The sequence below is a fragment of the Paraburkholderia sp. NPDC080076 genome, assembly GCF_050281145.1.
Taxonomy (GTDB): domain Bacteria; phylum Pseudomonadota; class Gammaproteobacteria; order Burkholderiales; family Burkholderiaceae; genus Paraburkholderia.
Genome location: NZ_JBNNWQ010000001.1, coordinates 231,842 through 256,763 on the forward strand (window position 1 = coordinate 231,842; position 24,922 = coordinate 256,763).

25 protein-coding genes are annotated in these 24,922 nt (G+C 62.3%); 19 read left to right on the plus strand and 6 right to left on the minus strand.

Annotation, left to right across the window (positions count from 1 at the left end; genetic code table 11):
- Positions 1 to 8 precede the first annotated feature (8 nt).
- From ACQKRQ_RS01045 to ACQKRQ_RS01060, 4 genes are read left to right on the plus strand one after another with little or no spacing between them, the layout of a single operon-like run.
- Entirely contained in the window at positions 9 to 758 is a 750-nt protein-coding gene (locus ACQKRQ_RS01045) for an electron transfer flavoprotein subunit beta/FixA family protein (protein WP_427474720.1), read from the plus strand.
- 13 nt (positions 759 to 771) lie between these two features.
- Positions 772 to 1,704 carry an electron transfer flavoprotein subunit alpha/FixB family protein gene (locus tag ACQKRQ_RS01050; RefSeq protein WP_427474721.1) on the plus strand — a complete coding sequence of 311 codons (933 nt, stop codon included), beginning with the start codon at positions 772 to 774 and terminating at the stop codon, positions 1,702 to 1,704.
- A 24-nt stretch (positions 1,705 to 1,728) separates the two neighbouring features.
- Positions 1,729 to 1,884: a hypothetical protein gene (locus tag ACQKRQ_RS01055; protein ID WP_427474722.1), complete on the plus strand. Its 156-nt coding sequence runs from the start codon at positions 1,729 to 1,731 to the stop codon at positions 1,882 to 1,884.
- Entirely contained in the window at positions 1,862 to 2,878 is a 1,017-nt protein-coding gene (locus ACQKRQ_RS01060) for an aldo/keto reductase (RefSeq protein WP_427474723.1), read from the plus strand. The genes ACQKRQ_RS01055 and ACQKRQ_RS01060 overlap by 23 nt, the downstream gene beginning before the upstream one ends.
- A 96-nt stretch (positions 2,879 to 2,974) precedes the next feature.
- Here the strand turns inward: ACQKRQ_RS01060 and ACQKRQ_RS01065 are convergent, their stop codons facing one another.
- From ACQKRQ_RS01065 to ACQKRQ_RS01075, 3 genes are all read right to left on the minus strand, one after another.
- The gene (locus ACQKRQ_RS01065) at positions 2,975 to 4,045 is read right to left on the minus strand and encodes a rhodanese-like domain-containing protein (RefSeq protein WP_132379461.1); all 1,071 of its coding nucleotides are present in this window, start codon (positions 4,043 to 4,045) and stop codon (positions 2,975 to 2,977) included.
- Positions 4,046 to 4,236: 191 nt separating this feature from the next.
- Positions 4,237 to 4,893 (minus strand): peroxiredoxin, encoded by a 657-nt coding sequence (locus tag ACQKRQ_RS01070; RefSeq protein ID WP_132378581.1) that lies wholly within the window; start codon positions 4,891 to 4,893, stop codon positions 4,237 to 4,239.
- A gap of 359 nt (positions 4,894 to 5,252) precedes the next feature.
- Complete coding sequence (locus ACQKRQ_RS01075; RefSeq protein WP_132378580.1) at positions 5,253 to 6,095, minus strand: DMT family transporter; 843 nt, start codon at positions 6,093 to 6,095, stop codon at positions 5,253 to 5,255.
- Between the two features lie 204 nt (positions 6,096 to 6,299).
- On the opposite strand from ACQKRQ_RS01075, the gene gcvA reads away from it, so the two are divergent.
- The 8 genes from gcvA to ACQKRQ_RS01115 all read left to right on the plus strand — a co-directional run bounded on the left by gcvA (position 6,300) and on the right by ACQKRQ_RS01115 (position 13,901).
- Positions 6,300 to 7,190 carry a transcriptional regulator GcvA gene (gene gcvA, locus ACQKRQ_RS01080; RefSeq protein ID WP_132378578.1) on the plus strand — a complete coding sequence of 297 codons (891 nt, stop codon included), beginning with the start codon at positions 6,300 to 6,302 and terminating at the stop codon, positions 7,188 to 7,190.
- Positions 7,191 to 7,476: 286 nt separating this feature from the next.
- On the plus strand, positions 7,477 to 7,572 hold the full coding sequence (gene kdpF / locus ACQKRQ_RS01085) for a K(+)-transporting ATPase subunit F (RefSeq protein ID WP_028193906.1): 96 nt from the start codon (positions 7,477 to 7,479) through the stop codon (positions 7,570 to 7,572).
- Entirely contained in the window at positions 7,569 to 9,377 is a 1,809-nt protein-coding gene (gene kdpA / locus ACQKRQ_RS01090) for a potassium-transporting ATPase subunit KdpA (RefSeq protein WP_132378577.1), read from the plus strand. Before kdpF ends, kdpA begins: the two co-directional genes overlap by 4 nt.
- Positions 9,378 to 9,462: 85 nt before the next feature.
- Positions 9,463 to 11,526 (plus strand): potassium-transporting ATPase subunit KdpB, encoded by a 2,064-nt coding sequence (gene kdpB, locus ACQKRQ_RS01095; RefSeq protein ID WP_408246591.1) that lies wholly within the window; start codon positions 9,463 to 9,465, stop codon positions 11,524 to 11,526.
- Between the two features lie 19 nt (positions 11,527 to 11,545).
- Positions 11,546 to 12,127: a potassium-transporting ATPase subunit KdpC gene (kdpC, locus tag ACQKRQ_RS01100; RefSeq protein ID WP_132378576.1), complete on the plus strand. Its 582-nt coding sequence runs from the start codon at positions 11,546 to 11,548 to the stop codon at positions 12,125 to 12,127.
- 20 nt (positions 12,128 to 12,147) lie between these two features.
- Positions 12,148 to 12,846 (plus strand): response regulator, encoded by a 699-nt coding sequence (locus ACQKRQ_RS01105; RefSeq protein ID WP_132379459.1) that lies wholly within the window; start codon positions 12,148 to 12,150, stop codon positions 12,844 to 12,846.
- A gap of 174 nt (positions 12,847 to 13,020) precedes the next feature.
- The gene (locus ACQKRQ_RS01110) at positions 13,021 to 13,365 is read left to right on the plus strand and encodes a hypothetical protein (protein ID WP_408283604.1); all 345 of its coding nucleotides are present in this window, start codon (positions 13,021 to 13,023) and stop codon (positions 13,363 to 13,365) included.
- Positions 13,366 to 13,484: 119 nt separating this feature from the next.
- Positions 13,485 to 13,901, plus strand: coding sequence for a universal stress protein (locus ACQKRQ_RS01115; protein WP_132378574.1), 417 nt, complete (start codon positions 13,485 to 13,487; stop codon positions 13,899 to 13,901).
- A gap of 18 nt (positions 13,902 to 13,919) precedes the next feature.
- Here the strand turns inward: ACQKRQ_RS01115 and ACQKRQ_RS01120 are convergent, their stop codons facing one another.
- Together ACQKRQ_RS01120 and ACQKRQ_RS01125 are read right to left on the minus strand one after the other, a co-directional pair.
- Entirely contained in the window at positions 13,920 to 14,885 is a 966-nt protein-coding gene (locus ACQKRQ_RS01120) for a D-2-hydroxyacid dehydrogenase family protein (RefSeq protein WP_132378572.1), read from the minus strand.
- A gap of 186 nt (positions 14,886 to 15,071) precedes the next feature.
- Positions 15,072 to 16,091: a LysR family transcriptional regulator gene (locus ACQKRQ_RS01125; protein ID WP_427474724.1), complete on the minus strand. Its 1,020-nt coding sequence runs from the start codon at positions 16,089 to 16,091 to the stop codon at positions 15,072 to 15,074.
- 229 nt (positions 16,092 to 16,320) lie between these two features.
- On the opposite strand from ACQKRQ_RS01125, the gene ACQKRQ_RS01130 reads away from it, so the two are divergent.
- Together ACQKRQ_RS01130 and ACQKRQ_RS01135 are read left to right on the plus strand one after the other, a co-directional pair.
- The gene (locus tag ACQKRQ_RS01130; protein WP_427474725.1) at positions 16,321 to 17,673 is read left to right on the plus strand and encodes an MFS transporter; all 1,353 of its coding nucleotides are present in this window, start codon (positions 16,321 to 16,323) and stop codon (positions 17,671 to 17,673) included.
- A gap of 85 nt (positions 17,674 to 17,758) precedes the next feature.
- Complete coding sequence (locus ACQKRQ_RS01135) at positions 17,759 to 18,508, plus strand: maleate cis-trans isomerase family protein (RefSeq protein WP_132378568.1); 750 nt, start codon at positions 17,759 to 17,761, stop codon at positions 18,506 to 18,508.
- A gap of 88 nt (positions 18,509 to 18,596) precedes the next feature.
- On the opposite strand, the gene ACQKRQ_RS01140 is transcribed toward ACQKRQ_RS01135, so the two are convergent.
- Positions 18,597 to 19,517 (minus strand): LysR family transcriptional regulator, encoded by a 921-nt coding sequence (locus ACQKRQ_RS01140; protein WP_427474726.1) that lies wholly within the window; start codon positions 19,515 to 19,517, stop codon positions 18,597 to 18,599.
- 129 nt (positions 19,518 to 19,646) lie between these two features.
- Between ACQKRQ_RS01140 and ACQKRQ_RS01145 the strand changes: the two genes are divergently transcribed.
- The 5 genes from ACQKRQ_RS01145 (at position 19,647) to ACQKRQ_RS01165 (ending at position 24,866) form a co-directional block, all read left to right on the plus strand.
- Positions 19,647 to 20,396 (plus strand): SDR family NAD(P)-dependent oxidoreductase, encoded by a 750-nt coding sequence (locus ACQKRQ_RS01145; RefSeq protein WP_132378566.1) that lies wholly within the window; start codon positions 19,647 to 19,649, stop codon positions 20,394 to 20,396.
- A 40-nt stretch (positions 20,397 to 20,436) separates the two neighbouring features.
- A complete protein-coding gene (locus ACQKRQ_RS01150; protein ID WP_427474727.1) occupies positions 20,437 to 20,976 on the plus strand; it encodes a carboxymuconolactone decarboxylase family protein in 540 nt (179 codons plus the stop codon).
- An 80-nt stretch (positions 20,977 to 21,056) separates the two neighbouring features.
- On the plus strand, positions 21,057 to 22,460 hold the full coding sequence (locus ACQKRQ_RS01155; protein ID WP_427474728.1) for a mercuric reductase: 1,404 nt from the start codon (positions 21,057 to 21,059) through the stop codon (positions 22,458 to 22,460).
- A 177-nt stretch (positions 22,461 to 22,637) separates the two neighbouring features.
- Positions 22,638 to 23,753, plus strand: coding sequence for an alkene reductase (locus tag ACQKRQ_RS01160; protein WP_427474729.1), 1,116 nt, complete (start codon positions 22,638 to 22,640; stop codon positions 23,751 to 23,753).
- Between the two features lie 213 nt (positions 23,754 to 23,966).
- Entirely contained in the window at positions 23,967 to 24,866 is a 900-nt protein-coding gene (locus ACQKRQ_RS01165) for a LysR family transcriptional regulator (protein WP_408180989.1), read from the plus strand.
- Positions 24,867 to 24,922 lie beyond the last annotated feature (56 nt).

Genomic DNA, 24,922 nt, shown 5'->3' on the forward strand with positions numbered 1-24,922 from the left:
GGGTTTAGATGAAAGTTCTGGTGGCGGTTAAGAGAGTGGTGGACTACAACGTGAAGGTTCGCGTGAAGTCGGACGGCACGGGTGTGGATATCGCGAACGTGAAGATGTCGATGAATCCGTTCGATGAGATTGCGGTTGAAGAAGCGGTGCGGTTGAAAGAAGCGGGCGTGGCGACGGAAGTGATCGCCGTGTCGGCGGGCGTGACGCAATCGCAGGAAACGCTGCGCACGGCGCTGGCGATCGGCGCGGATCGCGCGATTCTGATCGAGTCTTCAGTGGAACTGCAGCCGTTGGCTGTCGCGAAGCTGCTGAAGGCGCTGGTCGACAAGGAACAGCCGCAGCTGGTCATTCTCGGCAAGCAGGCGATCGACGACGATTCGAACCAGACCGGCCAGATGCTGGCTGCGCTGGCTGGTTTGCCGCAGGCGACGTTTGCCTCGAAGGTTGTTGTTGCCGACGGCAAGGCGACCGTTTCGCGTGAAGTGGACGGCGGCGCTGAAACGCTATCTTTGAAGCTCCCCGCAGTCATCACCACGGACTTGCGCCTGAACGAGCCGCGCTACGTGACGCTGCCGAACATCATGAAGGCGAAGAAGAAGCCGCTGGAAGTCGTCAAGCCGGAAGACCTCGGTGTCGACGTCACGCCGCGCCTGAAGACGCTGAAGGTTGTCGAACCGCCGAAGCGCTCCGCCGGTGTGAAGGTGCCGGACGTGAAGACGCTGGTCGAGAAGCTGAAGACCGAAGCCAAGGTGCTGTAAGGAGACGGACGAAATGACGAATCTGGTAATTGCAGAACACGACAACGCATCGATCAAGGCCGCGACGCTGAACACGATTGCAGCGGCGCAGAAGATTGGTGGCGATATCCACGTGCTGGTGGCAGGGCACAACGCGCAAGCCGCGGCCGATGCAGCGGCGAAGATTGCCGGCGTTAGCAAAGTGCTGCTGGCCGACGCGCCGCAACTCGAAGCGGGTCTCGCGGAAAACATCGAAGCAACGGTGGTAAATATCGCGAAGGACTACACGCACATCCTCGCGCCGGCAACCGCCTACGGCAAGAACATCACGCCGCGTATCGCAGCGAAGCTGGACGTTGCGCAGATCAGCGACATCACGGCAGTGGATAGCCCGGATACATTTGAGCGTCCGATTTACGCCGGTAACGCAATCGCAACGGTTCAGTCCCAAGACCCGATCAAGGTCATCACGGTCCGCACGACCGGTTTCGACCCTGTGGCAGCCGAAGGCGGCAGCGCATCGGTGGAAAAGATCGAAGCGGCAGCCGACAGCGGCATCTCGTCCTTCGTCAGCCGTGAAGTGACGAAGCTGGACCGTCCGGAACTGACGTCGGCGAAGATCATCGTCTCGGGTGGCCGGGGTCTGGGCAACGGCGAGAACTACACGAAGGTGCTAGAACCGCTGGCGGACAAGCTGAACGCAGCGCTGGGCGCGTCGCGCGCAGCCGTCGACGCGGGCTTCGTACCGAACGACTATCAGGTCGGGCAGACCGGCAAGATCGTCGCGCCGCAGTTGTACATCGCAGTCGGCATCTCGGGCGCGATCCAGCATCTGGCCGGGATGAAGGACAGCAAAGTGATCGTCGCGATCAACAAGGACGAAGAAGCGCCGATCTTCAGCGTCGCCGATTACGGCCTCGTCGGCGATCTGTTCGACACAGTCCCAGAACTGACCGCATCGGTTTAAAGCATTTCACACGCGCAGATCAGGATGCGCAAGACCCGGATCGCGACCGTCGGCGTCGGCCTGGCGGCGACGTCTCACGCGCTAGCGTTAAACTATCTGCGTGACGAAGTCGAAGTGGTCCGGAACGAACCGCTCAACACCTTGGCAGGAGACAACGATGGATCCGGTAGCGAAGCGTAAATGGCCGCGCTCGGGACTCGAAACGACGCTGATGGGTTTCGGCGCCGCACCGATCGGCAACATCTTCAGGCCGATCAGCGAAGAGGATTCGGCGGCGCTCATCAAAGCCGCGTGGGACGCGGGCGTGCGTTACTTCGACACCGCGCCCATGTACGGCCACGGTTTGAGCGAAGCGCGCTGCGGGCAGGGTCTGCGCTGGTATCCGCGCGATCAGTTCGTGCTGTCGACCAAAGTGGGGCGTCTGCTCAAGCCGCGCAAGCGCGCTGAAATCGACTTCACGCCGTGGGTCGACGGCTTGCCGTTCGACATGCGTTTCGACTACAGCTACGACGGCGTGATGCGTTCGATCGAGGACAGCCTGCAGCGCATGGCGCTGGAGCATATCGATATCGCTTTGATTCACGACATCGATGCGTTCACGCACGGAGAGCGCCAGCCGCAGATGTTCGACGCCGCCATGAGCGGCGCGGCGAAGGCGCTGCTCAAGCTGCGCGATGAGGGCGTTGTCAAGGCCGTGGGTGTGGGCGTGAACGAGTGGCAGGTCGCGCACGAAGCGATTCGGCGCAACGACTTCGACTGCCTGTTGCTGGCCGGCCGCTACACGTTGCTGGAGCAGGACGCGCTCGACGGCTTCCTGCCGTTGTGCGAGGAGCGTCGGGTGTCGGTGATTCTCGGCGGCGGTTATAACAGCGGCATTCTCGCCACGGGCGCTGTGCCTGGCGCGAAATACAACTATGCACCCGCGCCGGAAGCGATTCTCGAGCGTGTGCGCAAGATCGAACAGGTGTGCCGCGACTTCTCGGTGCCACTCAAAGCGGCGTCCCTGCAATTCGTGCTCGGTCACCCGGCTATTCCGACGAATATCCCGGGAGTGCGCAGCGTCGCGCAACTCGAAGACAACCTGCAAACTTTCCGGGCCGACATCCCAGCGGAATTCTGGGCTGAATTGAAGCGCTGCGAACTGATTCGCGAGGATGCGCCGACGCCTCGATAGACAGCCCTTCTCGCCCGTCACCGGGCAGCCACGGGCGACCCGGCAGGCCATCGGCCTGCCGCGTTGCCGGCATTGAAGTCATGCATCGAAAACACGTCACACACTGCCGTTTTCAACGACGCGCCCTTCCGCACGCCAGCGCAGCATACCGCCGGCAAGATTGGCAACCCGCTCGAATCCGGCCTGCCGCAGCATGACCGTCGCTTGGGCCGAGCGTCCGCCGGCCCGGCAGACCGTTACGATCGGGCGTTCTTTCGTGAGTTCAGCGGCCCGCCCGGAGAGCTCGCCCAAGGAAATGAGCCTGGCTGCGGGAATGCGCCCCAACGGTCCATTGAACTCGTCGGGTTCCCGCACATCGACGATCTCGACAGCACGCAGATTTTCCTCCAGCCACTGCGCATTGATTTCCCAGATGCCCGCAAAGCTGCATGTCAGCGGCGCCCAATCGGGTTCCGTCATCTGCGCCGGGACGCTCGCCGCGAGACCGCATTTCAGGTTCGCGGGCACCGCTACGTCGATTTGCTTCGGATGCGGCAGGTGCAGGTTCGTCATGTATCCGGTGAAATCGTCTTCACACAGTTCACCGCCAAGACGTGGATTGAAGCGCCGCTCCTCACCCACACTCGTGACCGTCAAACCGCGATAGTCGTGGGCCGGGTAAAGCAGGCAGGCGGTGGGCAGCGTGAAAATCTGACCATGCACCGCGCGAAACATGGTGTGCGCGTCACCGCGCTGGAAATCCGTGCGGCCAGTGCCTCTGATCAACAGACAATCGCCGGTGAACGCCATGGTCTCGTTGTCGAGTACGAGCGTGATGCATCCATCCGTATGTCCCGGTGTCGCGCGTATTGTCAGGTATCTCGCGCCGAACTCGACTTTGTCGCCGTGGCTCAGATAGCGGTCCGCGCCTTCGGCGCCGCTCGCAGCCGAAATCGCAATCCTGCTGCCTATGCGGCGATTCAGCATCCATGCGCCGGTCACGTGATCGGCGTGGACGTGGGTGTCGATCGTATAAAGCAGATGCAATCCGAGTTCTTCGATCAGGGCGGCGTCCCGGCGCACCTGTTCGAATACCGGATCGACCAGCACCGCCTCGCGCGTCGTGCTATCGGCGAGAAGATAGGTGTAGGTCGACGATTGCTGATCGAATAGCTGCCGGAAGATCAACACGATTTCGCTCCGCGGCCCGCTCCTGCGAGCGCTTAAAGTTGGCGGCCCGTGCGGCCGCCAACCGCCCCGCAGGCAGTCGAACTGGACGCAGCCCCGTTCAGAGGGCCGGGCGCATAGATGCACCCGGACTCACATCGAGCGCCGGACTTCGCACTGCCCGGCACTCGCCGCTCCCATCGATGAGCGCTTTACTTCGGTTGCGCAACGTAGCGCAGATAAGGCTTCACGGTTTTAAAACCCTGCGGATATTTTTGCATTGCGGCATCGTTGGAAACGGATGTTGGAATGATGACGTCCTCACCCGGTTTCCAGTTCACCGGTGTCGCCACCGTGTGTTTCGCGTTGAGTTGCAGCGCATCGAGCAGCCGCATCACTTCGTCGAAGTTGCGGCCGGCGCTCATCGGATAGACGAGCATGGCTTTGACCTTCTTGTCCGGTCCGATGAGAAACACCGAGCGTACGGTCGCATTGTCGACCGCGGTGCGCGGGCCGCTGCCGCTCGCCTCGGGGTGAATCATGTCGTAGAGCTTCGCGACCTTCAGGTCCGAATCGCCGATCAGCGGATAGCCGACCTCGTGGCCTTGCGTCTCCGCGATATCCTTCATCCACTCCGTGTGGTCGCTGACGGGGTCGACGCTGAGCCCGATAATCTTCGTGTTGCGCTTATCGAATTCTGGCTTGAGGCCCGCCAGGTAGCCGAGTTCCGTGGTGCAAACGGGAGTGAAATCCTTCGGGTGCGAAAACAGGACCGCCCAATGGTCGCCGATCCATTCGTGAAAATGAATCGTCCCTTCGGTGGTTTCCGCGGTGAAATCGGGAGCGTCTTCTCCTAATCGAATAGACATCATTAGTCTCCATAGGTCGGGTGCACCAAGATTCGAGTGCCGCGGTCGGAGCGAGGTCCGCCGGGCTGCCGGAGTGTTGAGTGGCGATAGGACTGGCTCGAGATCACCTCCGGCCGGTTGCACCGTACCGTGCTGGAGGACCATCTACGGGGTGCAGCAGAGTCGGAGGCTTTCCCTGATAGCCGTGATGCGGGACAGACATCGGGACGCGCTGCGGGCCGCACCTATAGCGTAGAACAAAAAAGACTTTCGCAGTTGGCAGACTGTAGGGAGAATCCGCCGACGTGGCAGCAAGCTTGCTTGCACTCCGAAGAAAGGGAAATTGCACTCTGATTTGGGCGGATTGGGATCTTGTCTGGTCAAAGCCCCAGACAAACCGCCCCACCCGCGACGATCACACATGCGAGCCAGCGCCTTCCATCGACCGCTTCCCGCAGAATCACGCGCCCGATCAGCACCGCGAATACCACGCTGGTCTCTCGCAACGCCGATACCGCGCCCATCGCGCCCGACTGCATCGCCCAGATCACGATGCCATACGCCGCGATCGACACCAGCCCGCCGGCGAGCGACGAGCCGACGGCGACGGGTTCCGTCCGCAGCGGTGTCCACAGCGCCGCGAGTCCGCGCATCGCGACGAACAGCACCGGCATCAGCCAATAGAAGAGGAACATCCACGCGGTGTAGGCGAGCACCTGACCACCGGATAAACGCACGCCGATGCCGTCGATCACGGTATAGAGCGCGATCGACGCACCGGTCACCAGCGCGGCCACCGCACCCGCGCGCGACACGCGGCCGCCCTGCAGCGCGAGTGCGATGATGCCGCCCGATATCATCGCGATCCCGAGCGCGTGCAGGGGGCCGATCGCCTCATGCGCGAACAGCGCCGCGCCGAGCGTGACGAGCAATGGCGACGAGCCGCGCGCGATCGGATACGCCTGCGCCAGATCGCCGCGGCGATAAGCCCGCACGAGGCTGACGTTGTAGACGATATGCACGAGCCCCGATGCGGCGATGTACGGCCAGGCCGCGTCGGCGGGCCACGGCGTGAACAGGACCACGAGCGTGGCGGCCGCCGCGATGGCGATGCTCATCCACGTCATGGACAGGAACCGGTCGCGGTTGCCGTGCAGCATCGCGTTCCAGCTTGCGTGGAGCAGGGCGGCAAAGAGGACGAGACCGCCGGTATAACTGAGCATGCGGGTTCAAGGCCGGAAAGAGTGAGGGAGATCACGCTCCTGGCGTGCAAGCGTCGCCTGTGGGCGCGAGATGTCGGCGGACAACAAAATGCCTTCCAGGTCCGCGCGCCGGCTGAATCAGCAGCGCAGTAAGAAGAATATCTATCTTGTTGCAGCCCGACAAACCAGATAAATTGAGGATTCGCGTTAGATAAACTCTTGCGAATGAAGCGAACCCTGCCTCCGCTCAATGCATTGCGCGCCTTCGAGGCCGCAGGCCGTCTCGGCAGCTTCAAGGAAGCCGCCGCGGAACTGCACGTGACTCACGGTGCGGTGAGCCAGCACGTGCGCGCGCTCGAAGAGTGGCTCGGCGCATCGTTGTTCGAACGGCACAACCGGCGCGTCGCGTTGACGCCGGCGGCGAAGGCCTACCTGGCGGAAATCGGTCCTTTGTTCGAGCAGCTCTCGCAGGCAACGGCGAGATATGGTTTCCCCGAAACGGTCTCCCGGACACTGTCCGTGAATGCGCCCGCGACATTCACCTTGCGCTGGCTGGTGCCGAGACTGGCGACATTCCGCGCCGCGCATCCCGACGTGGACGTCAAGGTGGAGACGTCGAACGAGTCGTTGGAGAGTCTGAGAGAAATCTACGACGTCGTCGTGCGGGGCGGCCCGGACACGTTCTATGGCTACTCGATGCGGCCTTTCCTGTCCGAGGAGCGAGTCCCGGTCTGTAGTCCGGCGCTGTTGCAGCGACTGCCGCTTCGAACGCCGGACGATTTGCGGCAGCACACGTTGCTGCATACGTCGAGTCTTCCGCGGGTTTGGCCGGACTGGCTGGCGAGCGCCCGGATTCCCGCCCTCAGGCCGGCTGCCGCGCTGACTTTCGACCACTTCTATCTGACGTTGCAAGCGGCCATCGACGGGATAGGCATCGCGATGGGACCGACCGCGCTGGTCGCCGGCGATCTCGCGGCCGGCCGGCTCGTCGCGCCATTTGCCGGCCCACGTCTGCCGTCGCGAAGCTATTGCACTTACGTTCCGGATGGGAAGTCGGCGGATGAGCTGGTCGCGCTGTTCCGTTCGTGGCTCGAACGCGAGGGGGCGCGTTCATAAACGGAGACGGCCCTTAAAGGCGGGCCCACCGCAAACCTCGCGATGTCCAATCTGGCCATCCACGCACAACCTTCCCACCAAACCAAGTCCACGTTTTTTACGAATCTGCGCGCTCTCTTAACAGTGTGTTTACGCGGAGTTGCCTAAATTCGATGGTGCGGAAGTCCGATGCGGGAGGCCACGCCATGGATCTGCTTTACGTCATTGCAATCGTTGCATTCAGCGGCCTCGTCGCCGCGTTCGTGGTTGGCTGCGACAAGCTTCGCCGCGCGCCGGGAGGCCGTCCATGACTACCTGGATGACCTGGCTTGCGGCGGCCTCGACGCTGATTCTGTTCGCCTACCTCGTCTACGCTTTGCTGCGCGCGGAGGCACTCGAATGAACTTCAATAACCTGTTTCAGCCCGGCGTTTTCATCGTCGTGCTGATCGCGCTCGCGATTCCGCTCAGCCGCTACATGACGGCGGTGCTCGACGGTTCGTCGGTCGTCGTTCGCCGCATTGGACGGCCGCTCGAAGCGGCGGTGTACAAGCTGGCGGGTGTGGATCCCGAGGCTGAGATGTCGTGGAAGTATTACGCGCTAGCCGTGCTGGTGTTCAACACGCTCGGCGTGTTCGCGGTCTATGCTTTTTTGCGCATTCAGCAATGGCTGCCCGTCAATCCGCAAGGCTTCGGCCCCATGACGCCGGACGCCGCCTTCAACACGGCGATCAGCTTCGTGACCAACACGAACTGGCAGGACTACACGCCGGAATCCACCGTCAGCTACCTGACGCAGATGGCGGCTCTGACGGTGCAAAACTTCTTGTCGGCCGCCACGGGTATTGCCGTCGTGGTCGCCCTGATTCGCGGTTTTGCACGCCACACGACAGCAACGATCGGCAACTTCTGGGTCGATCTGACGCGTATCACGCTGTATATTCTCGCGCCGCTCGCGACGGTTATCGCGCTCGTCTTCGTCAGTCAGGGCGTGATTCAGAACTTCGAATCGTACCAGGACGTGCCGACACTGCAGGCCACGACGTACCAGACGCCGAAGACCGATGCCCAGGGCAACGCCGTCAAGGACGCGAAGGGCAATCCCGTGATGGTGGACAACAAGGCCGACAAGCAGACCATCGCGATGGGTCCGGTTGCGTCGCAGGAAGCGATCAAGATGCTCGGCACCAACGGCGGCGGCTTTTTCAACGGCAATTCCGCGCACCCGTACGAGAACCCGACGCCGTTCGCCAACTTCGTGCAGATGATCGCGATGCTGCTGATTCCGGCTGCGTTGTGCCTCGTGTTCGGCAGGATGGTCGGCGACCGGCGTCAAGGCTATGCGGTACTTGCCGCGATGACGATTGCTTTCGCGGTGGCCTGCGGGGGTGAGATCGCATCGGAGCAGAGCGGCAATCCGCTGTATTCGACGCTGCATGTCGACCAAAGCGCGTCGGTCACGCAGTCCGGCGGCAACATGGAAGGCAAGGAAACCCGCTTCGGTATCGCGCAATCGGGCATCTTCACGGTCGCGACCACGGCGGCTTCGTGCGGCGCGGTCCTCAATACGCACGATTCGCTCACGCCGATGGGCGGCTTCGTGCCGCTGCTGCTGATCGAACTCGGCGAGGTGATCTTCGGCGGTGTCGGCTCGGGCCTCTACGGCATGCTCGTGTTCGCATTGCTGGCGGTGTTCGTGGCCGGGTTGATGATCGGGCGAACGCCGGAATACATCGGCAAGAAAATCGAGTCGTACGAGATGAAGATGGTGTCGATCGCCGTGCTGCTGACGCCGCTGCTCGTGCTGGTCGGTGCGTCGATCGGCGTGCTGGCGGCCGCCGGCACGGCGGGTATCTCCAATCCGGGGCCGCACGGCTTCTCCGAGGTTCTCTACGCATACAGTTCCGCGGCCAATAACAACGGCAGTGCGTTTGCCGGCTTGTCGGTGAATACGCCGTTTTATAACTCCACGCTGGCCATCGCCATGTGGTTCGGCCGCTTCGGCTCGATTGTGCCGGTGCTGGCGATCGCCGGGTCGCTTGCGGCCAAGAAGCGTATCTCCGCGACCGCCGGAACTTTGCCGACGCACGGCCCGCTGTTCGTCGTGCTGCTGCTCGGCACGGTGGTGCTGGTCGGCGCGCTGACGTATGTGCCGGCGCTCGCGCTCGGCCCGGTCGTCGAGCATCTGATCATGGTCGCGGGTCATTGATTGAGAGGACAGCATGAGCAACGGATTTCAACCCCCGGTTCATCAGCCTGGCAACATCGGCCAGGCGCGCAATGCCGCGCGCTCGATGTTCGACCCGGCCATTGCCCGGCCGGCCCTCGTCGACTCGTTCAAGAAACTCGCGCCGCGCCACCAGTTGCGCAATCCGGTGATGTTCTGTGTGTACGTGGGCAGCATTCTCACGACCATTCTCTGGATCGCCGCGCTCGGCGGCCAGGCCGAGGCGCCCGCCGGATTCATCCTCGCGATTGCGTTGTGGCTGTGGTTCACGGTGCTGTTCGCCAACTTCGCGGAGGCGCTTGCCGAGGGACGCTCGAAAGCCCAGGCCGCGTCGTTGCGCGGCGCGAAGCGCGACGTCATGGCGAAGAAGTTGCAAGACTCCCACCCCAAGTCGCCGATCCGCATCACGACGGCGACCGATCTGCGTAAAGGCGACGTCGTGCTGGTCGAAACCGGTGACGTGATCCCGGCGGACGGCGAGGTGATCGAAGGCGTGGCATCGGTCGACGAATCGGCGATCACGGGCGAATCCGCGCCGGTAATCCGCGAGTCGGGCGGCGACTTTTCGTCGGTGACGGGTGGCACGCGCGTGCTGTCGGACTGGATCGTCGTGCGGGTCACCGTGAATCCGGGCGAGGCGTTTCTGGACCGGATGATCGCAATGGTGGAAGGCGCAAAGCGTCAGAAGACGCCGAACGAAATCGCCCTGACGATACTGCTCGTCGCGTTGACGCTCGTGCTGCTGTTCGCCACCGCCACGCTGCTGCCGTTCTCGATGTTTTCGGTCGAAGCGGCGAAAGCGGGGCATGTCGTCACGATTACCGCACTGGTCGCGCTGCTGGTGTGCCTGATTCCGACCACGATCGGCGGGCTGCTGTCGGCAATCGGCGTGGCGGGCATGAGCCGCATGATGCAGGCGAATGTGATTGCCACTTCAGGGCGCGCGGTGGAAGCGGCCGGCGACGTCGACGTGCTGTTGCTCGACAAGACCGGCACCATCACGCTCGGCAATCGCCAGGCGTCGGCTTTCACGCCGGCGCCGGGCGTCACTGAGGAAATGCTCGCCGATGCCGCGCAACTGTCGTCGCTCGCGGACGAAACGCCGGAAGGGCGCAGCATCGTCGTGCTCGCGAAGCAGCGCTTCAATATCCGCGAACGCGATATGCACGCGCTGCAGGCGACGTTCCTTTCGTTCAGCGCGCAGTCGCGCATGAGCGGTGTCGATTTGCCCGACCGCCAGATTCGCAAGGGCGCGGCCGATGCGATCAAGCATTTCGTCGAAGCTCATGGCGGCCGCTTTCCGTCCGAACTGACGGCGGCGGTGACGGAAATCGCGCGGCGCGGCAGCACGCCGCTGGTGGTCGCGCAGCTAGGCCAGGGCGAAAACGTCGCGCGTTGCATGGGCGTGATCGAGTTGAAGGACATCGTCAAGGGCGGTATCAAGGAGCGCTTCGCCGAACTGCGCAAGATGGGCATCAAGACCATCATGGTGACGGGCGACAACCGGCTGACCGCGGCGGCTATCGCCGCCGAAGCGGGGGTGGACGATTTTCTCGCGGAAGTCACGCCCGAAGCCAAGCTGACGACGATTCGCACGCACCAGGCCGAAGGGCGCCTCGTCGCGATGACCGGCGACGGCACCAACGACGCGCCGGCGCTCGCGCAAGCCGACGTCGCGGTGGCGATGAACACCGGCACGCAGGCCGCGAAGGAAGCGGGCAACATGGTCGACCTCGATTCGAATCCGACCAAGCTGATCGAGATCGTCGAAATCGGCAAGCAGATGCTGATGACACGCGGCTCGCTCACCACGTTCTCGATTGCCAACGACGTCGCCAAGTACTTCGCCATCATCCCGGCGGCGTTTGCGACCACTTATCCGCAGTTGCGCGTGCTCGACGTGATGCATCTGAGTTCGCCTTCGTCGGCGATTCTGTCGGCGGTGATCTTCAACGCGCTGATCATCGTTGCGCTGATTCCGCTTGCGCTCAAGGGCGTGAAATACCGGCCGCTGGGCGCCGCGTCGCTGCTGCGCCGCAATCTTCTGATCTACGGGCTGGGCGGGATTCTGCTGCCGTTCCCGTTCATCAAGCTGATCGATATGGTGCTGAACGTGTTCGGCTGGGTTTGAACGCAACGGAGTGGAGATCATGAAAACGCTGATTCGCCCGGTACTCGTCCTCTTCATCCTGATGACCGTGATCACCGGCGTGCTCTATCCGGTCGTCGTCACGGCCCTTGGCCGCGGCGCCTTCGCGGCACAGGCCGGCGGCAGTCTGATCGAGAAGAACGGCAAGCCGGTCGGCTCGAAACTGATCGGCCAGCAGTTCGACGCGCCGTACTATTTCTGGGGACGCCTGTCGGCCACCAGCCCCATGCCGTACAACGCGCAGAGTTCGGGCGGCTCGAACCTCGGGCCGACCAACCCCGCGCTCGCGGACGAAATCAAGGGTCGTCTCGATGCCTTGAAAGCCGCGGGTAACGACATGTCGCAACCGGTGCCGGTGGATCTGGTGACGTCCTCGGGCAGCGGGCTCGACCCGCAAATCAGCCCGGCGGCCGCAGCCTATCAGGTCGAACGCGTGGCGAAAGCGCGGAGTCTGCCGGTCGATCAGGTTCGCGATCTTGTCGCCAGCAATACACAGGGGCGGCAGTTCGGCATTTTCGGCGAGGCGCGCGTGAACGTGCTTCAGCTCAACCTTGCGCTGGACGACCTCAAGCCAATGCATTGATGTCGACGCTCGCGGCTTCTATGAGGGACCCCACCATAACAGTCGTTGTGATAGACGATGACACAACCATAAGCCGCTTCATTCGCGCACACCTCGAAGCGGACGGGATGAACGTGTTCGGAGCGCAGACCGGCGCACAAGGTCTTGCGCAGGCCGCGACGCGGCGGGCGGATCTCGTCATCATCGATCTGGCCTTGCCTGACATGGACGGCATCGACGTGATCCGTCAGTTGCGCGCCTGGTCGGCGATGCCGGTGATCGTTTTGTCGGCGCGCAGCCGCGAGGAAGACAAGGTCGCCGCGCTCGATGCCGGCGCCGACGATTATCTGACCAAGCCGTTTGGCTTGCCCGAGCTAGGCGCGCGGATGCGTGCCCATTTGCGCAGGCAGGCCGCATGCGGGCGGGCCGGCTCGCCGCAGGTCCGGTTCGGCCTGGTCACCGTTGATCTCGGCGAGCGGCAAGTGCTGCGCGATAGCCGTATCGTCCATCTCAGTCCAATCGAATACCGGCTTCTCTCCGCGCTGGTGCGTCATCCGGGGCGGGTATTGACGCATGCGCAACTGCTCGGCGAGGTATGGGGGCCGTTGCAAACCGATAACCACCATTACCTGCGGATCTACATGGGACATCTGCGCCACAAGCTCGAAAGCGATCCGGCGCGCCCCGAGCACATCATCACCGAGTCGGGGGTGGGGTACCGGCTGGTCGGCGTGAGGTGAATTTCACACAATATTTACGGCATTGCGGGCAATCGTTGCGCGGCCTTTACTGCGGGCTTCGTATAGTGGGTGACTGGCTTTGCGCTGTAAAGAGATGAAGAGATCTATTGGAGTCGATATGGCATTCAAACAAGCGAAGGGCCGCGTGAGCGTCGAGTTCGGCGTCCGACTTTCATGACACCCTCGAGACCCGCGATGGTATTCAGGGGGCTGTGCAAGGTGGTCGCCATCGCCTTTGTCACAAACCAGATTCTCACGACTATTTTCACGTATTTCGTGCAGCAACTCGATTCCGCGCCACCACATCAAGCCGTCTGGCTTTTCAGCTGTGTGACGTGCGGGATGGTGACGTTATGGCTGCAGGCCGACGCGCGGCGCGCATTCGGCTTCGCGCGCGAGAAGGGATTCGTGAAGCAGGGCGGCGAAGGCATGCAGGACTTGCAGATCGCGGACGACTGTCCGAAGCGGTGGCTCGTCATCCTGCATATCGAATTGAACCCCGCGGCGATACAGGCCTAGCCGGGCGGCACGCGGGTTGGCCGTATCCGTGTAATGGCGCCCAAAATCCTGGTACTTTTACACCGTATTAACGTGGCTTTAACTAAGCTGAAAGCGATACCGGTTTCCAGGAGTTCTGGATGATACGAATGCTGATCCCCGTCCTCGACCACGGCGGTGCAGTCGAAGCAGCCCGCTATGCCGCGTTCATGTTTCTCGAGCACGGCGTAACGGAGGTCGAACTGCTGGAAGTTCTCGAGCCCGTCGCACAAGGACGCGCAGCCGCTTTCCACACTCGAAGCTCACTGTTGCGCCACGAGAAGCATGCGATGCTGAAGGCTTTGATCGACGCTCGAACCATTCTCGAAGAAGCAGGGGTGCCCTACCATTGGAAGCGCGTCTTCGGTCACCCTGCCAAAGCGATTGCCGACTATATAGCCACGACCCGGCCCGACGTGATGGTGATCGACGCCAGTCGCATGGGTTTCTTCCGCAGGCTCGCCATGCTCGCGTCTTTATCGAGGCGAACGGTTACGCCGGTGACAATGGTTCACTGAGAAGGATCGTCCGCTCGGCTAGCCTTGCGCAGAACCTCCGCTTTCATCAAGCCACTGAACGATGTTACGCACTGTATCGCCATAGAAGGTGCGATATAACTCCTTCGATACATAGCCGATATGAGGCGTCGCGAGCACGTTGGGCAATTCGCGCAGAGGGTGCGGATTGTCGAGCGGTTCCACGTCGTATACGTCCAGTGCGGCGCCGGCAATCTGGCCGGTCGTGAGTGCCGTCAGCAGCGCGACCTGGTCGACGATCGGACCTCTCGACGTATTGATCAGCCGGCTCGTGGGTTTCATCTGCGCGAATTCCGTCGCGCCGACCAAACCTTGGGTTCGCTCGCTCAGCCGCACGTGGATCGACAGGAAATCCGCCGTGGAGAACAGCACATCCCTGCTGACTCGCTGCACGCCCTTTTCCACGGCGCGCTCCTCGGTCAGGTTCTGGCTCCACGCGATGACGTTCATTCTGAATGCCCGCCCGATAATGCCGACCGCCGAGCCGACGCGGCCAAGGCCGAGCAATCCGAGCGTCTTGCCCGCGAGTTCATCGCCAAGCGAAAGCTGCCAGCCTCCCTGACGCAGCGACTGATTTTCGAGCGGAATATTGCGGGCCATTGCGAGAATCAGCCCCCACGTCAACTCGATCGTCGGTGTGGACGAATAGCCCGTATGACGAATTTCGATGCCGCGTTCCGCAGCCGCATCGTGATCGATCGACGTATTCCCTGCGCCGGTCGAGGCAATCAGCTTCAGGTTCGGCAGGCTTTCGATGACCTCGCGGGGCAGCGGGGTGCGTTCGCGCATTACGCAGACGACATCGAATGGCTGCAGGCGTTGAATCAGTTTCCCGATATCAGCGACGTGGTCGTTGAACACCGTCACGTCCGCGCGATTCTCGAGGGGCGACCAGTCTGCCATGCTCAGCGCGACGTTCTGATAGTCGTCGAGGATCGCTACCTTGATGGGGGATTTGGCGTTCATATTGCGCACTCCGGGAGTTGAAACGCTTGGTACCGTGATCTGAGTTTCCGCACTGAATGCTATGTAACGCGGCCGACGACGTAAATCAATAACTCGCGACGCCACCCATCGCGAACCGCGATGGCGCAGTCGGTGCGCTATCAGGCCATGCGCGGTGTGGGAGGAAACGTTGAGTGGCGGCGCTCCTCACGTGTCGTTCTCATGATGCGCTTCGAGGTGATCGACCAGCATGCGCGCGGGAAGCGGCAGGGTGTCAAAATTGCGCGCAATGATCGACAGCGGCCGCAGCGACCATGGGTCGTCAAGCTCGACAGCGCGAAACGACGCCGAATGCACATACGGTGTCACGCTTCCCTTGGGGAGCACGCCGATGCCGAGTCCCGCGCTGACCATGTTGCGCACGCCCTCGAAGCTTGTCACCTCGATGCGCACGCGTAGCCGGCTGCCGTCACGCTCGGCGGCGGCGCGGCACAATTTGGAAATGGACGTCCCGTAGGGCATGCTGACAAAGTCGTCCTCCAGCGCTTCCGCGAAGCTCACGCTTGCGCGCCCGGCGAGCCGATGATCCGACGGCACGATCACGACCAGCTTATCCACGCTGTACGGGCGCCACTGCAGATCGCCGAGGGACTCCTTGGTCGCCGAGCAGATGCCGAGATCGGCGACGCCGCTTGCGATCGCCTGCACCACTTCATCGCTCGACTTCTCGACCATGTCGATCCGCACGTTTGGATTGGCGCGGAGAAAGGAACGCAGCACGCCGGGCAGATACTGAACCATGGCGGTAAAGTTCACGTAAATCCGGGTATGGCCCCTCAATCCCGCCGAATATTCAGACAGTTCATCCGAAATTTGCTGCAGGTGCTCGCTCAGCCGCTTCGCGTGATGATAGAGCGCCTCGCCCGCAGGCGTCGCTTGAACACCGCGGCTGTGCCGATATAGCAGCGGCGTGCCGGCGTCGTCTTCGAGATCCGATACGCGCTTGCTGACGGCCGATGCCACGATGTGCGTGCGGGCCGCCGCCGCGGCGATGCTGCCCTCCTCGACGACCGCCACGAAAATGCGCAGGGACTCCATGTCGAGTCGCAACGGCCGATCTGCTGAAACACGCATCCTCACTCCTTCGGGGGAATCCGGTCGGTTGGCACCCATCGCGTTTGGCGATGCCTGTATTGAACATTGAGAAGTTTTCAATCCGCGCGGCAACCGGCATCCTATGTGCCATAGAGATCGATCCTCGCAGGACCAGATCAAGACGCGGGCCGGCAGCGCGCAGCGCGATTTTATGTCGAAGGAGGCGGCGTTGTCCTGGCCGCCGCCGGTGGAACATGGTACACCGGCGCCCAAACGCACGATTTGTTGCAGCGCCGCGTGTGCCGGCGCTGTAAGACCGGAACGCCTGAAAATTCTGTTGAAAATATGAAGGAGACGAGAGATGGAACACAAAGAGCTGGCGATGAGTTCGCGAACTCACTGGTACGACGGTCTCACGGCGATGCACTGGCGTGTACTGAAAGCGAGTTTCCTCGGCTGGATTTTCGACGGCTACGAAGCACTGGCGCTCGTGGTTGTTCTTGGGCCAATGTTGCATTCGGTGCTGTCACCTGAGCAAGCCGCGTCCCCCACGACTTACGCCGGTCTGGTTATCGGCATCACGTTGCTCGGCTGGGGAGCGGGCGGTCTGATCGGCGGGATTCTCGCGGACTATGTCGGACGCAAGCGGATGATGCTCTGGTCCGTATTTCTCTACGCGTTGTTTTCGGGGTTGACTGCGTTCTCGCAAACCTTCTGGGTGTTGTGCGGGCTGCGATTCCTCACGGGCCTCGCAATGGGCAGCGAATGGAGCACGGGCGTCGCGCTGCTGTCGGAAACCTGGCCGGAGCGGGCTCGCGCGAAAGGGGCCGGCTTTCTGCAATCGGGCTTTGGCTGGGGCACGCTGATCGCGGCGGTCGTGTGGTATGCGCTTTCGTCGGCGCACCCATTCGGCGCCGAAACCTGGCGGCTGATGTTCGTGCTTGGCGCAGTCCCGGCGCTCTTTGTGCTGTACATTCGCCGCGGAGTCAGCGAGTCGGAGAAATGGCAACGCGCGGTGCGCGAGAAGCGCTGGAGCGCGACGAGCAACGAGCAGGCCGCGGGCGACGCGCCCGCATCCGAGAAGCGTCCCTTCACCCTCACGCAACTCTTCAATGAACCCGAAGCGCTGCGCCGCACGCTGCTGCTGCTCGTCCTGTCGATCGTCACGACCGTCGGCTGGTGGGCCATTTCAAGCTGGCTGCCGACCTTCACCGTATCGCTCGCCAAAGCCGAGGGGATTCCCGACGCGTTGTCGTGGGGCTCGAAGATATCGATCGCGTACACCGTCGGCGCGATTGCGGCCTACATGATCGCCGGTTTCGTGGTGGATGCCATCGGACGGCGGGCCTTCCTGTCACTCACGTTCGTCGGTTCGCTGATCACGACGTTCGTCACGTACAAGCTGACCACCAGCGTCGAAGCGATGATGATCGTGGCGCCGATCAATGGCTTCTTCACCCTGGGCTGCGCGTATGTCTGGATGGCGATCTACCCGTGTGAACTCTTCCGTTCCAGCGTGCGTTCCACTGCGATCAGCTTCGTGTTCAATGCGGCGCGCCTGATTGCGTGGGTCTTCCCGATCATCGCGGGCAGCATGATCAAATCGTTTGGTGGCGTGTCGCAGGCGGCGTTGGCCCTCGGTTCCGTGTATCTGATCGGCATCGTGCTGCCCTGGTTCTTGCCTGAGACGCGTGGCGCAGGCATGCCGGACTGAGACCGCGATTTTTCGCGCGGATCAGGACGCCATGAAAATCCCATCAGTATTCTGGATGCCTAAATCTATTTCGGAGATTTGAAAAATGCCTCAAAACTTTCGTATTGGACAGATCGTTCCAAGCTCGAATACGACCATGGAAACCGAGATTCCGGCCATGTTTCGTGCCCGTGAAGCCATTCGCCCCGAGCGCTTCACGTTCCATTCGAGCCGGATGAGAATGCACAAGGTCACGAAGGAGGAATTGGTCGCGATGAACAAGGAAGGCTTGCGCTGCGCGGCGGAACTCGCCGACGCTCGTGTCGATGTCATGAGCACGGCGTGCCTGGTCGCGATCATGGCGATGGGGCCCGGCTATCATCGCGAAACTGAACGCGATCTGTTGGAGGTCGCGCGCGCCAATCATTGCCTCGCGCCAGTCATGACCTCCGCGGGCGCTTTGGTAGAGGGCCTGAAGATCATGGGCGCTCGTCGGATTTCGCTGATGGCGCCGTATATGCGCCCGTTGACTGACCTGGTTGTCGCTTACATCGAAAACGAAGGAATCGAGGTTATCGATTCCATCTGCTTTGAAATTCCTGACAACCTCGAAGTCGGGCTGCGCGATCCGATGCAACTTGTCGACGACGTTCGGCGCCTGAACACGGAAGGCGCGGACGTGGTGGTGGCATCCGCCTGCGTTCAGATGCCTTCATTGCCGGCGATTCAGCGCATCGAAGACATGTTGGGAATCCGCACCGTCTCGACTGCGGTATGCACCGTGCGGCGCATGCTGGATCATCTGAAGCTCGAGCCGATCGTGCCTGGCGCCGGAGCCTTGCTTTCCGGCGCGTGATCGGGTGCGCAGTTAAAGTTCATCGAGTGACGCGTTGGACATTGTTCCAACGGCAACTGTGAGGCGAAAGACTCGCTCCACAGCCCTTTCAGCCAGGAGCCATCGCCTTTCCGACATGGTCGACGAACGCTCTGACCTTGGCGGAATGCCGTCGCTCCTGTGGGCTCACCAGGTGGATCGGAATAGCGATCGCTTCCCAATCCGGCAATATCCGTTGCACTTCGCCGCTGGCCAGTTCGTCGTCGAACAGCCAGTTCGGCGAGTATCCAATTCCCATGCCCGCGAGGACCGACGCTCGCATGACTTCACTGCTGTTGGTTTGCAGATTCCCTTCGACCCGCACGATGCGGGTGGTTCCCGCCGGCTCCGCCGCGCCGGGGCCTGCCGTAAAACTCCACGCGTTGCGCATTGCCAGTTCGGTGTAGACGATGCAGTTGTGATCGACCAGGTCGTCGGGAACGCGCGGCGCCTTCTTGCCTTTCGGCAGCGAACGCACGTAGTTGCGATGCGCCATCAACATCCGGTAGGAAGTTCCCACGCGACGCGCGATCAGGCTGCTGTCCGGCAGGTCGCCGATGCGCACCGCGACGTCGATCCCCTGTTCCACGAGATCGATAAAACTGTCGCTAAGGCGTAGGTCGATCTTCACGGCCGGATGCTCCGCCAGAAACGATTGCACCAGCGGCATGAGCTTGAGGCGACCGAAGCCGACCGACGCCGCGATTCGCAGCCAGCCCGTGAGTTGCTGCTCGCCGCGCCGCAGCGCGCCCTCGGCCTCCGCGATTTCCGCGACCAGGCGCCGCGCCTGTTCGAAATAATGTTCACCTTCTTCCGTCAGTGCCAGCGAACGCGTGGTTCGCGTCAGCAGCCGCGCGCCCAGCTCGCGCTCGAGAGCCGCGACCTGTTTGCTCACTGCGCTTTGCGTCGTGTCGGCCTCGTGTGCGACCGCGGAAAAACTGCCCGCTTCCACCACGCGCACGAAAGTCTTCATTGCCTGCAGCTTGTCCATTTTGCTCAATATATTCCTGCGTGGAATCAGTTATATGAGCATACACCGTCTATATCGCCCGCCGGGAATCATTCAAAGTTGACTCATCGCAAACGCGATTGGAAGCAACCCAACTCTAGGAGCACTGACATGAACTCACCCGTCGTCCTTATCACTGGCGCGCTGACCGGTATCGGCCGCGCCACCGCACTTGCCTTCGCTCGCGAAGGAAACCGCGTGGTCGTCAGCGGCCGTCGCGAAGAGGCAGGCCAGGCACTCGCCGCCGAACTGCGCGCGCTTGGCGCCGAAGCCGAATTCCTGCGCGCCGACGTGCGCTTCGAGGCCGAAGTGCGCAGCGTCGTCGAGCGGACCGTCGAGCGTTTCGGGCGCATCGACGTGGCGGTCAACAACGCAGGCACCGAAGGCCAATTGGCGCCGATCGTCGAGCAGACAGCGACCAACTACGAAGACACCTTCTCGGTCAATGTGCTCGGCACGCTGCTGTCGCTCAAGCACGAGATGCGCGTGATGCTGGCGCAGGGCGCCGGCTCGATCATCAACCTCTCGTCGATCGCGGGCCAGGTCGGCTTCGCGGGTGGGTCGGTGTACGTGGCCAGCAAGCATGCGGTCGAAGGCCTCACGAAGAGCGCGGCGCTCGAAGGCGCTACCGCGGGCGTGCGCGTCAACGCCGTGGCGCCAGGCCCGGTCGCCACCGAAATGCTCGACCGCTTTGCCGGCGGCACCGAGGAGGGCAAGGCCGGTTTCCTCGCGACGATACCGGCGCGACGTGCCGCGACGCCGGACGAGATCGCTCAGACCATCGTCTTTCTTGCGAGCGATAAGGCGCGCTACCTCACCGGACAGAACATTGCAGTCGACGGCGCCTACACGGCGCAATAACACGCGATTTTTCCTATCTTTTCTACTCAGGAGCCTCACCATGACCACCATCAATGTCCCGACGCGCGACGAAGTGTCCCCGGCTAACCAGGCGATCTTCGACAAGCTCAAGAGCAGTCTCGGCACTGTGCCCAACCTGTACGCCACGTTCGCCCATTCGGAGCACGCGCTCGGCAACTACCTTGCGTTCCAGAACGCGAAGAGCAGCATCACCGGCAAGGCGCGCGAAATCGTGAACCTCGTCGTGAGCCAGGTCAACGGCTGCGAATACTGTCTGGCTGCGCACACCGTGATCGGCAAGATGAACGGTTTCACCGACGAACAGATTCTCGAAATCCGCAGTGGCAAGGCAAGTTTCGATGCGAAGTTCGACGCACTCGCACGGTTGGTGAAGAGCATCGCGGTCAACCGCGGGCACGCCGATCAGGCGCTCGTCGATGCGTTCTTCGCCGCCGGCTGGACCAAGGCCAATCTGGTCGACACGATCGTCGTGATCGGCGACAAGACCGTCACTAACTATCTGCACGCAACGACGCGCGTACCGGTGGACTTCCCCGCCGCGCCGCAACTCGCCGCGTGATGGTTGCAGCCGGGCAGCGCGGAGTTCGTGCGAGGTCCGCGTCGTCCGGCTGATTGAAGTGTCCTGAATCGGAGGATGTGATGTCTCAAACTGAACATTTCGACACCGTTATTCTCGGCAGCGGCCAGGGTGGCAAGCTGCTGGCGTGGCACCTGGGGCGATCGGGCCGGCGCGTCGCCGTCGTCGAGCGTCAATGGGTGGGCGGATCGTGCCCGGCCGTTGCGTGTCTACCCAGCAAGAACGAAATCTGGAGCGCACGTGTTGCACATCTTGCGCAGCACGCCGGGGACTTCGGCACGATCACCGGCCCAGTCACGGTCGATATGGCGAAGGTCCGCGAGCGCAAGCGCGGCATGATCGAACGTGAGGTTGCGTTTCACCTGCAGGCGTATGCGGCGAGCGGCGCCGAACTGATCATGGGCAGTGGCCGTTTCATTGCACCGAAAACTCTCAAGGTGCAACTGGACAATGGCGAAACGCGCACGCTGAGCGGCGACCAGATTGTCGTCAATGTCGGATCGCATGCGGCTATTCCGGACGTTCCGGGTCTGAATGCGGCGCAACCGCTCACGCATATCGGCGCACTGGACCTCGACTACACGCCGGCTCATCTGATCGTGTTCGGCGGCGGCTATACCGGTATCGAAATGGCTCAGGCGTATCGGCGCTTCGGCAGCCGGGTGACGATCGTCGAACACGGGCAGCAATTGATGGGACGCGAAGACGCCGACGTCGCCGATGAAATGTCGCGTGTGCTGAGCGGCGAGGGCATCGACCTCGTGCTCGGCGCCGAGACGCTCAAGGTGGACGGCCAATCCGGCAAGCACGTTGGCATCACCGTGCGCACGGCAGCCGGTGAGCAGACGATTGAAGGCAGCGACATTCTGGTCGCCACGGGCCGCATTCCGAATACCGCCGGTATCGGCTTGGACAAAGCCGGCATTGCACTGGACGAACGTGGCTACATTCGCGTCAATGACCGCCTGCAAGCGAGTGCGCCCGGTGTGTGGGCGATCGGTGAAGTGGCCGGGAGTCCGCAGTTCACGCATGTTTCCGTCGACGATTTCCGCATCGTGCGGGATAACCTGGCGGGCGGCCATCGCAGCACGCGTGATCGTCTTGTGCCGTACACGATGTTCAGCGATCCGCCGCTCGCGCACGTCGGGCTCAGCGAACGCGAAGCACAGAAGAAGGGCATCGCCGTGCGGGTCGCGAAGCTGCCGATGAGCAACGTGTTGCGCACCGAAGCCACGGACGAGACACAAGGCTTCATGAAAGTGCTCGTGTCCGCCGCCGACGACCGCATTCTCGGCTTCACGATGATCGGCTCGGAAGCCGGCGAGGTGATGGCCGCGATGCAGACGGCGATACTGGCGGAACTGCCCTATCCGAAGCTGCGCGATGCGGTGATCACGCACCTGACTTTCGCTGAAGGCTTCGGCCCGCTGTTGGCCAACGTGCCGCCGCGAGCGACGGCGCAGTGAGCCAGCCGGCGCGGGCACCGGCTATTCGCCGGGGCCCGCGTTGAGCGACGTGATCGATGCTGCTTGTCGGCGTATTCCCGACGGGAATGACAGCTATTGCCCCGTGGTCCCTTCTGCGTCACCTCGACTCGCGCGATCATTCCTCCGTCCCAATCTGGATATCTCAAGGATGAAGCAATGAACCAACTCTTTACACCCATCTCCGTTGGCCCCTTCGAACTGAAGCACCGCGTCGTACTGGCGCCGCTGACGCGCATGCGCACTGAAGCGGGCAACGTTCCCGGCGATCTGATGGTCGAATACTATTCGCAGCGCGCGTCCGACGGCGGCTTGCTGATCACCGACGCTACCGCTGTCTCGCCACTGGGCATCGCGTATGTCGACGCTCCCGGCATTTACACTCAGGCGCAGGTCGACGGCTGGAAGCGCGTCACTCATGCCGTGCACGCCAAAGGCGCCCGCATCTTCCTGCAACTATGGCATGCCGGCCGGCAGGCGCATCCCGCCAACACCAACGGGCAGACGCCGATCGCGCCGTCGGCGATACGCGCGTATGAGCATGCTGCAATCCGCGACGAACAAGGCAATATCGTCGAAGTCGAGCAACTCGTTCCGCGCGCGTTGGACACGCATGAGATTGCAGACGTCGTCGAACAGTTTCGACAGGGCGCCGCGCGTGCGAAAGAAGCCGGTTTCGACGGCGTCGAACTGCATGCGGCGAACGGCTATCTGATCGATCAATTCCTGCTGGATGGCTCGAACCACCGGACGGACGCTTACGGCGGTTCGATTGAGAATCGCGCGCGTTTTCTGTTCGAGGTCGTGGAGGCAGTCGTGTCGGTGTGGGGTGCGGGGCGCGTTGCCGCACGTCTGTCGCCAAGCGGTGTGTACGGGACCATGTCCGACAGCGATCCACACGCGACTTACGGCTATGTGGCGAGCCGACTCAACAGCTACGACCTCGCTTACCTGCACGTGATCGAGCCGCGCATTCGCGGCAACGAGGACACCGAGGCGAGCGAGTCAGCTGTCTCATCGAAGGATCTGGGCCGGTTGTTCACCGGCACGATTGTGGCCGCCGGCGGATTCAACGCTGAAAGCGCAGAGCAGATTCTTCACACCGGCGATGCCGATCTGGTCGCCTTCGGCCGGATGTTCGTCTCCAATCCGGACCTGCCGGAGCGTTTGCGTACGGGTGCGCCTCTGAATGCTTACGACCGTGCCACGTTCTATGGCGGCGACGGACGAGGCTACATCGACTACAGCACTCATCGCGCAGTGGCCACGGCCTGAACACAGGCATTCATCGTCGCTATTTCAAGGCGCTGACAGAGGGGGACGGCCGTCGGACCGACGGCCGTCCCCCCAGAACGTCACGATCCGGCGATACACTTCGCGGGTGGGGAGCGATGGAACAAGACCGTGCAGTTGTCGGCCCTGGGGATTGGATTGCGCCGCAGTCGTACGACACGCGAACCACGATGATTCGTTCCAGGAGAAAAGCAAGTGGACCGGCTGACAGCGATGGAAACGTTTGTATGCGTGATCGAGTCGGGTTCCTTCTCGGCCGCAGCCCGCCTGCTCGATGTCGGGCAGCCAGCCGTTTCAAAGTCGATTGCACAACTCGAAGAGCGGCTCGCGGTCCGATTGCTTCTCCGCTCTACCCGCGGGCTGACGCCGACCGAAGCGGGTCAGGCGTTTTACGAACGCGCGAAACGGGCGATCGAAGAAGCGGACGAAGCAGAACTGGCGGCGCGGGGATCGGCCGGCGCACTCTCGGGCCGTCTCAGGGTGTCGGCGGCCGTGACTTTTGCGCGGCTTCATATCATCCCGCGACTGCCGTCCTTCCTCGAACGACATCCTGATCTGAACATCGACATCATCCTCGATGATGAGAACATTGATCTGCTGGAACACGGCATCGATGTCGCGTTGCGAATGGGTGTGCTGGGCGACTCGACCATGACGGCGCGCAGACTCACGCGTGGCAGGCGTTGTGTCGTCGGCTCGCCGGCGTGGTTCGCGAAAGCCGGTGAACCGCGCACGCCTGCCGATCTGGTTTCGCATCAGGCGATCGTGTACGAGCAGGCCGGCGGTGGAAATGCATGGTCCTTCAAGCGGGGCAATACGGAGACGTCCATTGCTGTCGCGGGGCGCATTCGCGTGAACGCGGCGGAGGGTGTGCGCGCCGCGGTGCTAGCCGACATGGGCGTCGCGATCACGTCCGAGTGGATGTTCGCGCCCGAAATCGCAAGCGGCGCGGTAAAACTGGTGCTTGCCGATTGGGAACTGCCCAGCATCGATCTTTGGGCCGTGTTTCCGAGTGGGCGGATGGTGACCGCAAAGGCGCGTGCTTTTGTTGCCTGGGTCGAGGAGATATTCGGCGCATCGGATTCGATGGCCTGACTGAACGGGATGATCTTTGATGCGTTCGCTCCCGGCACGTGACGTGCCGGGAGCGA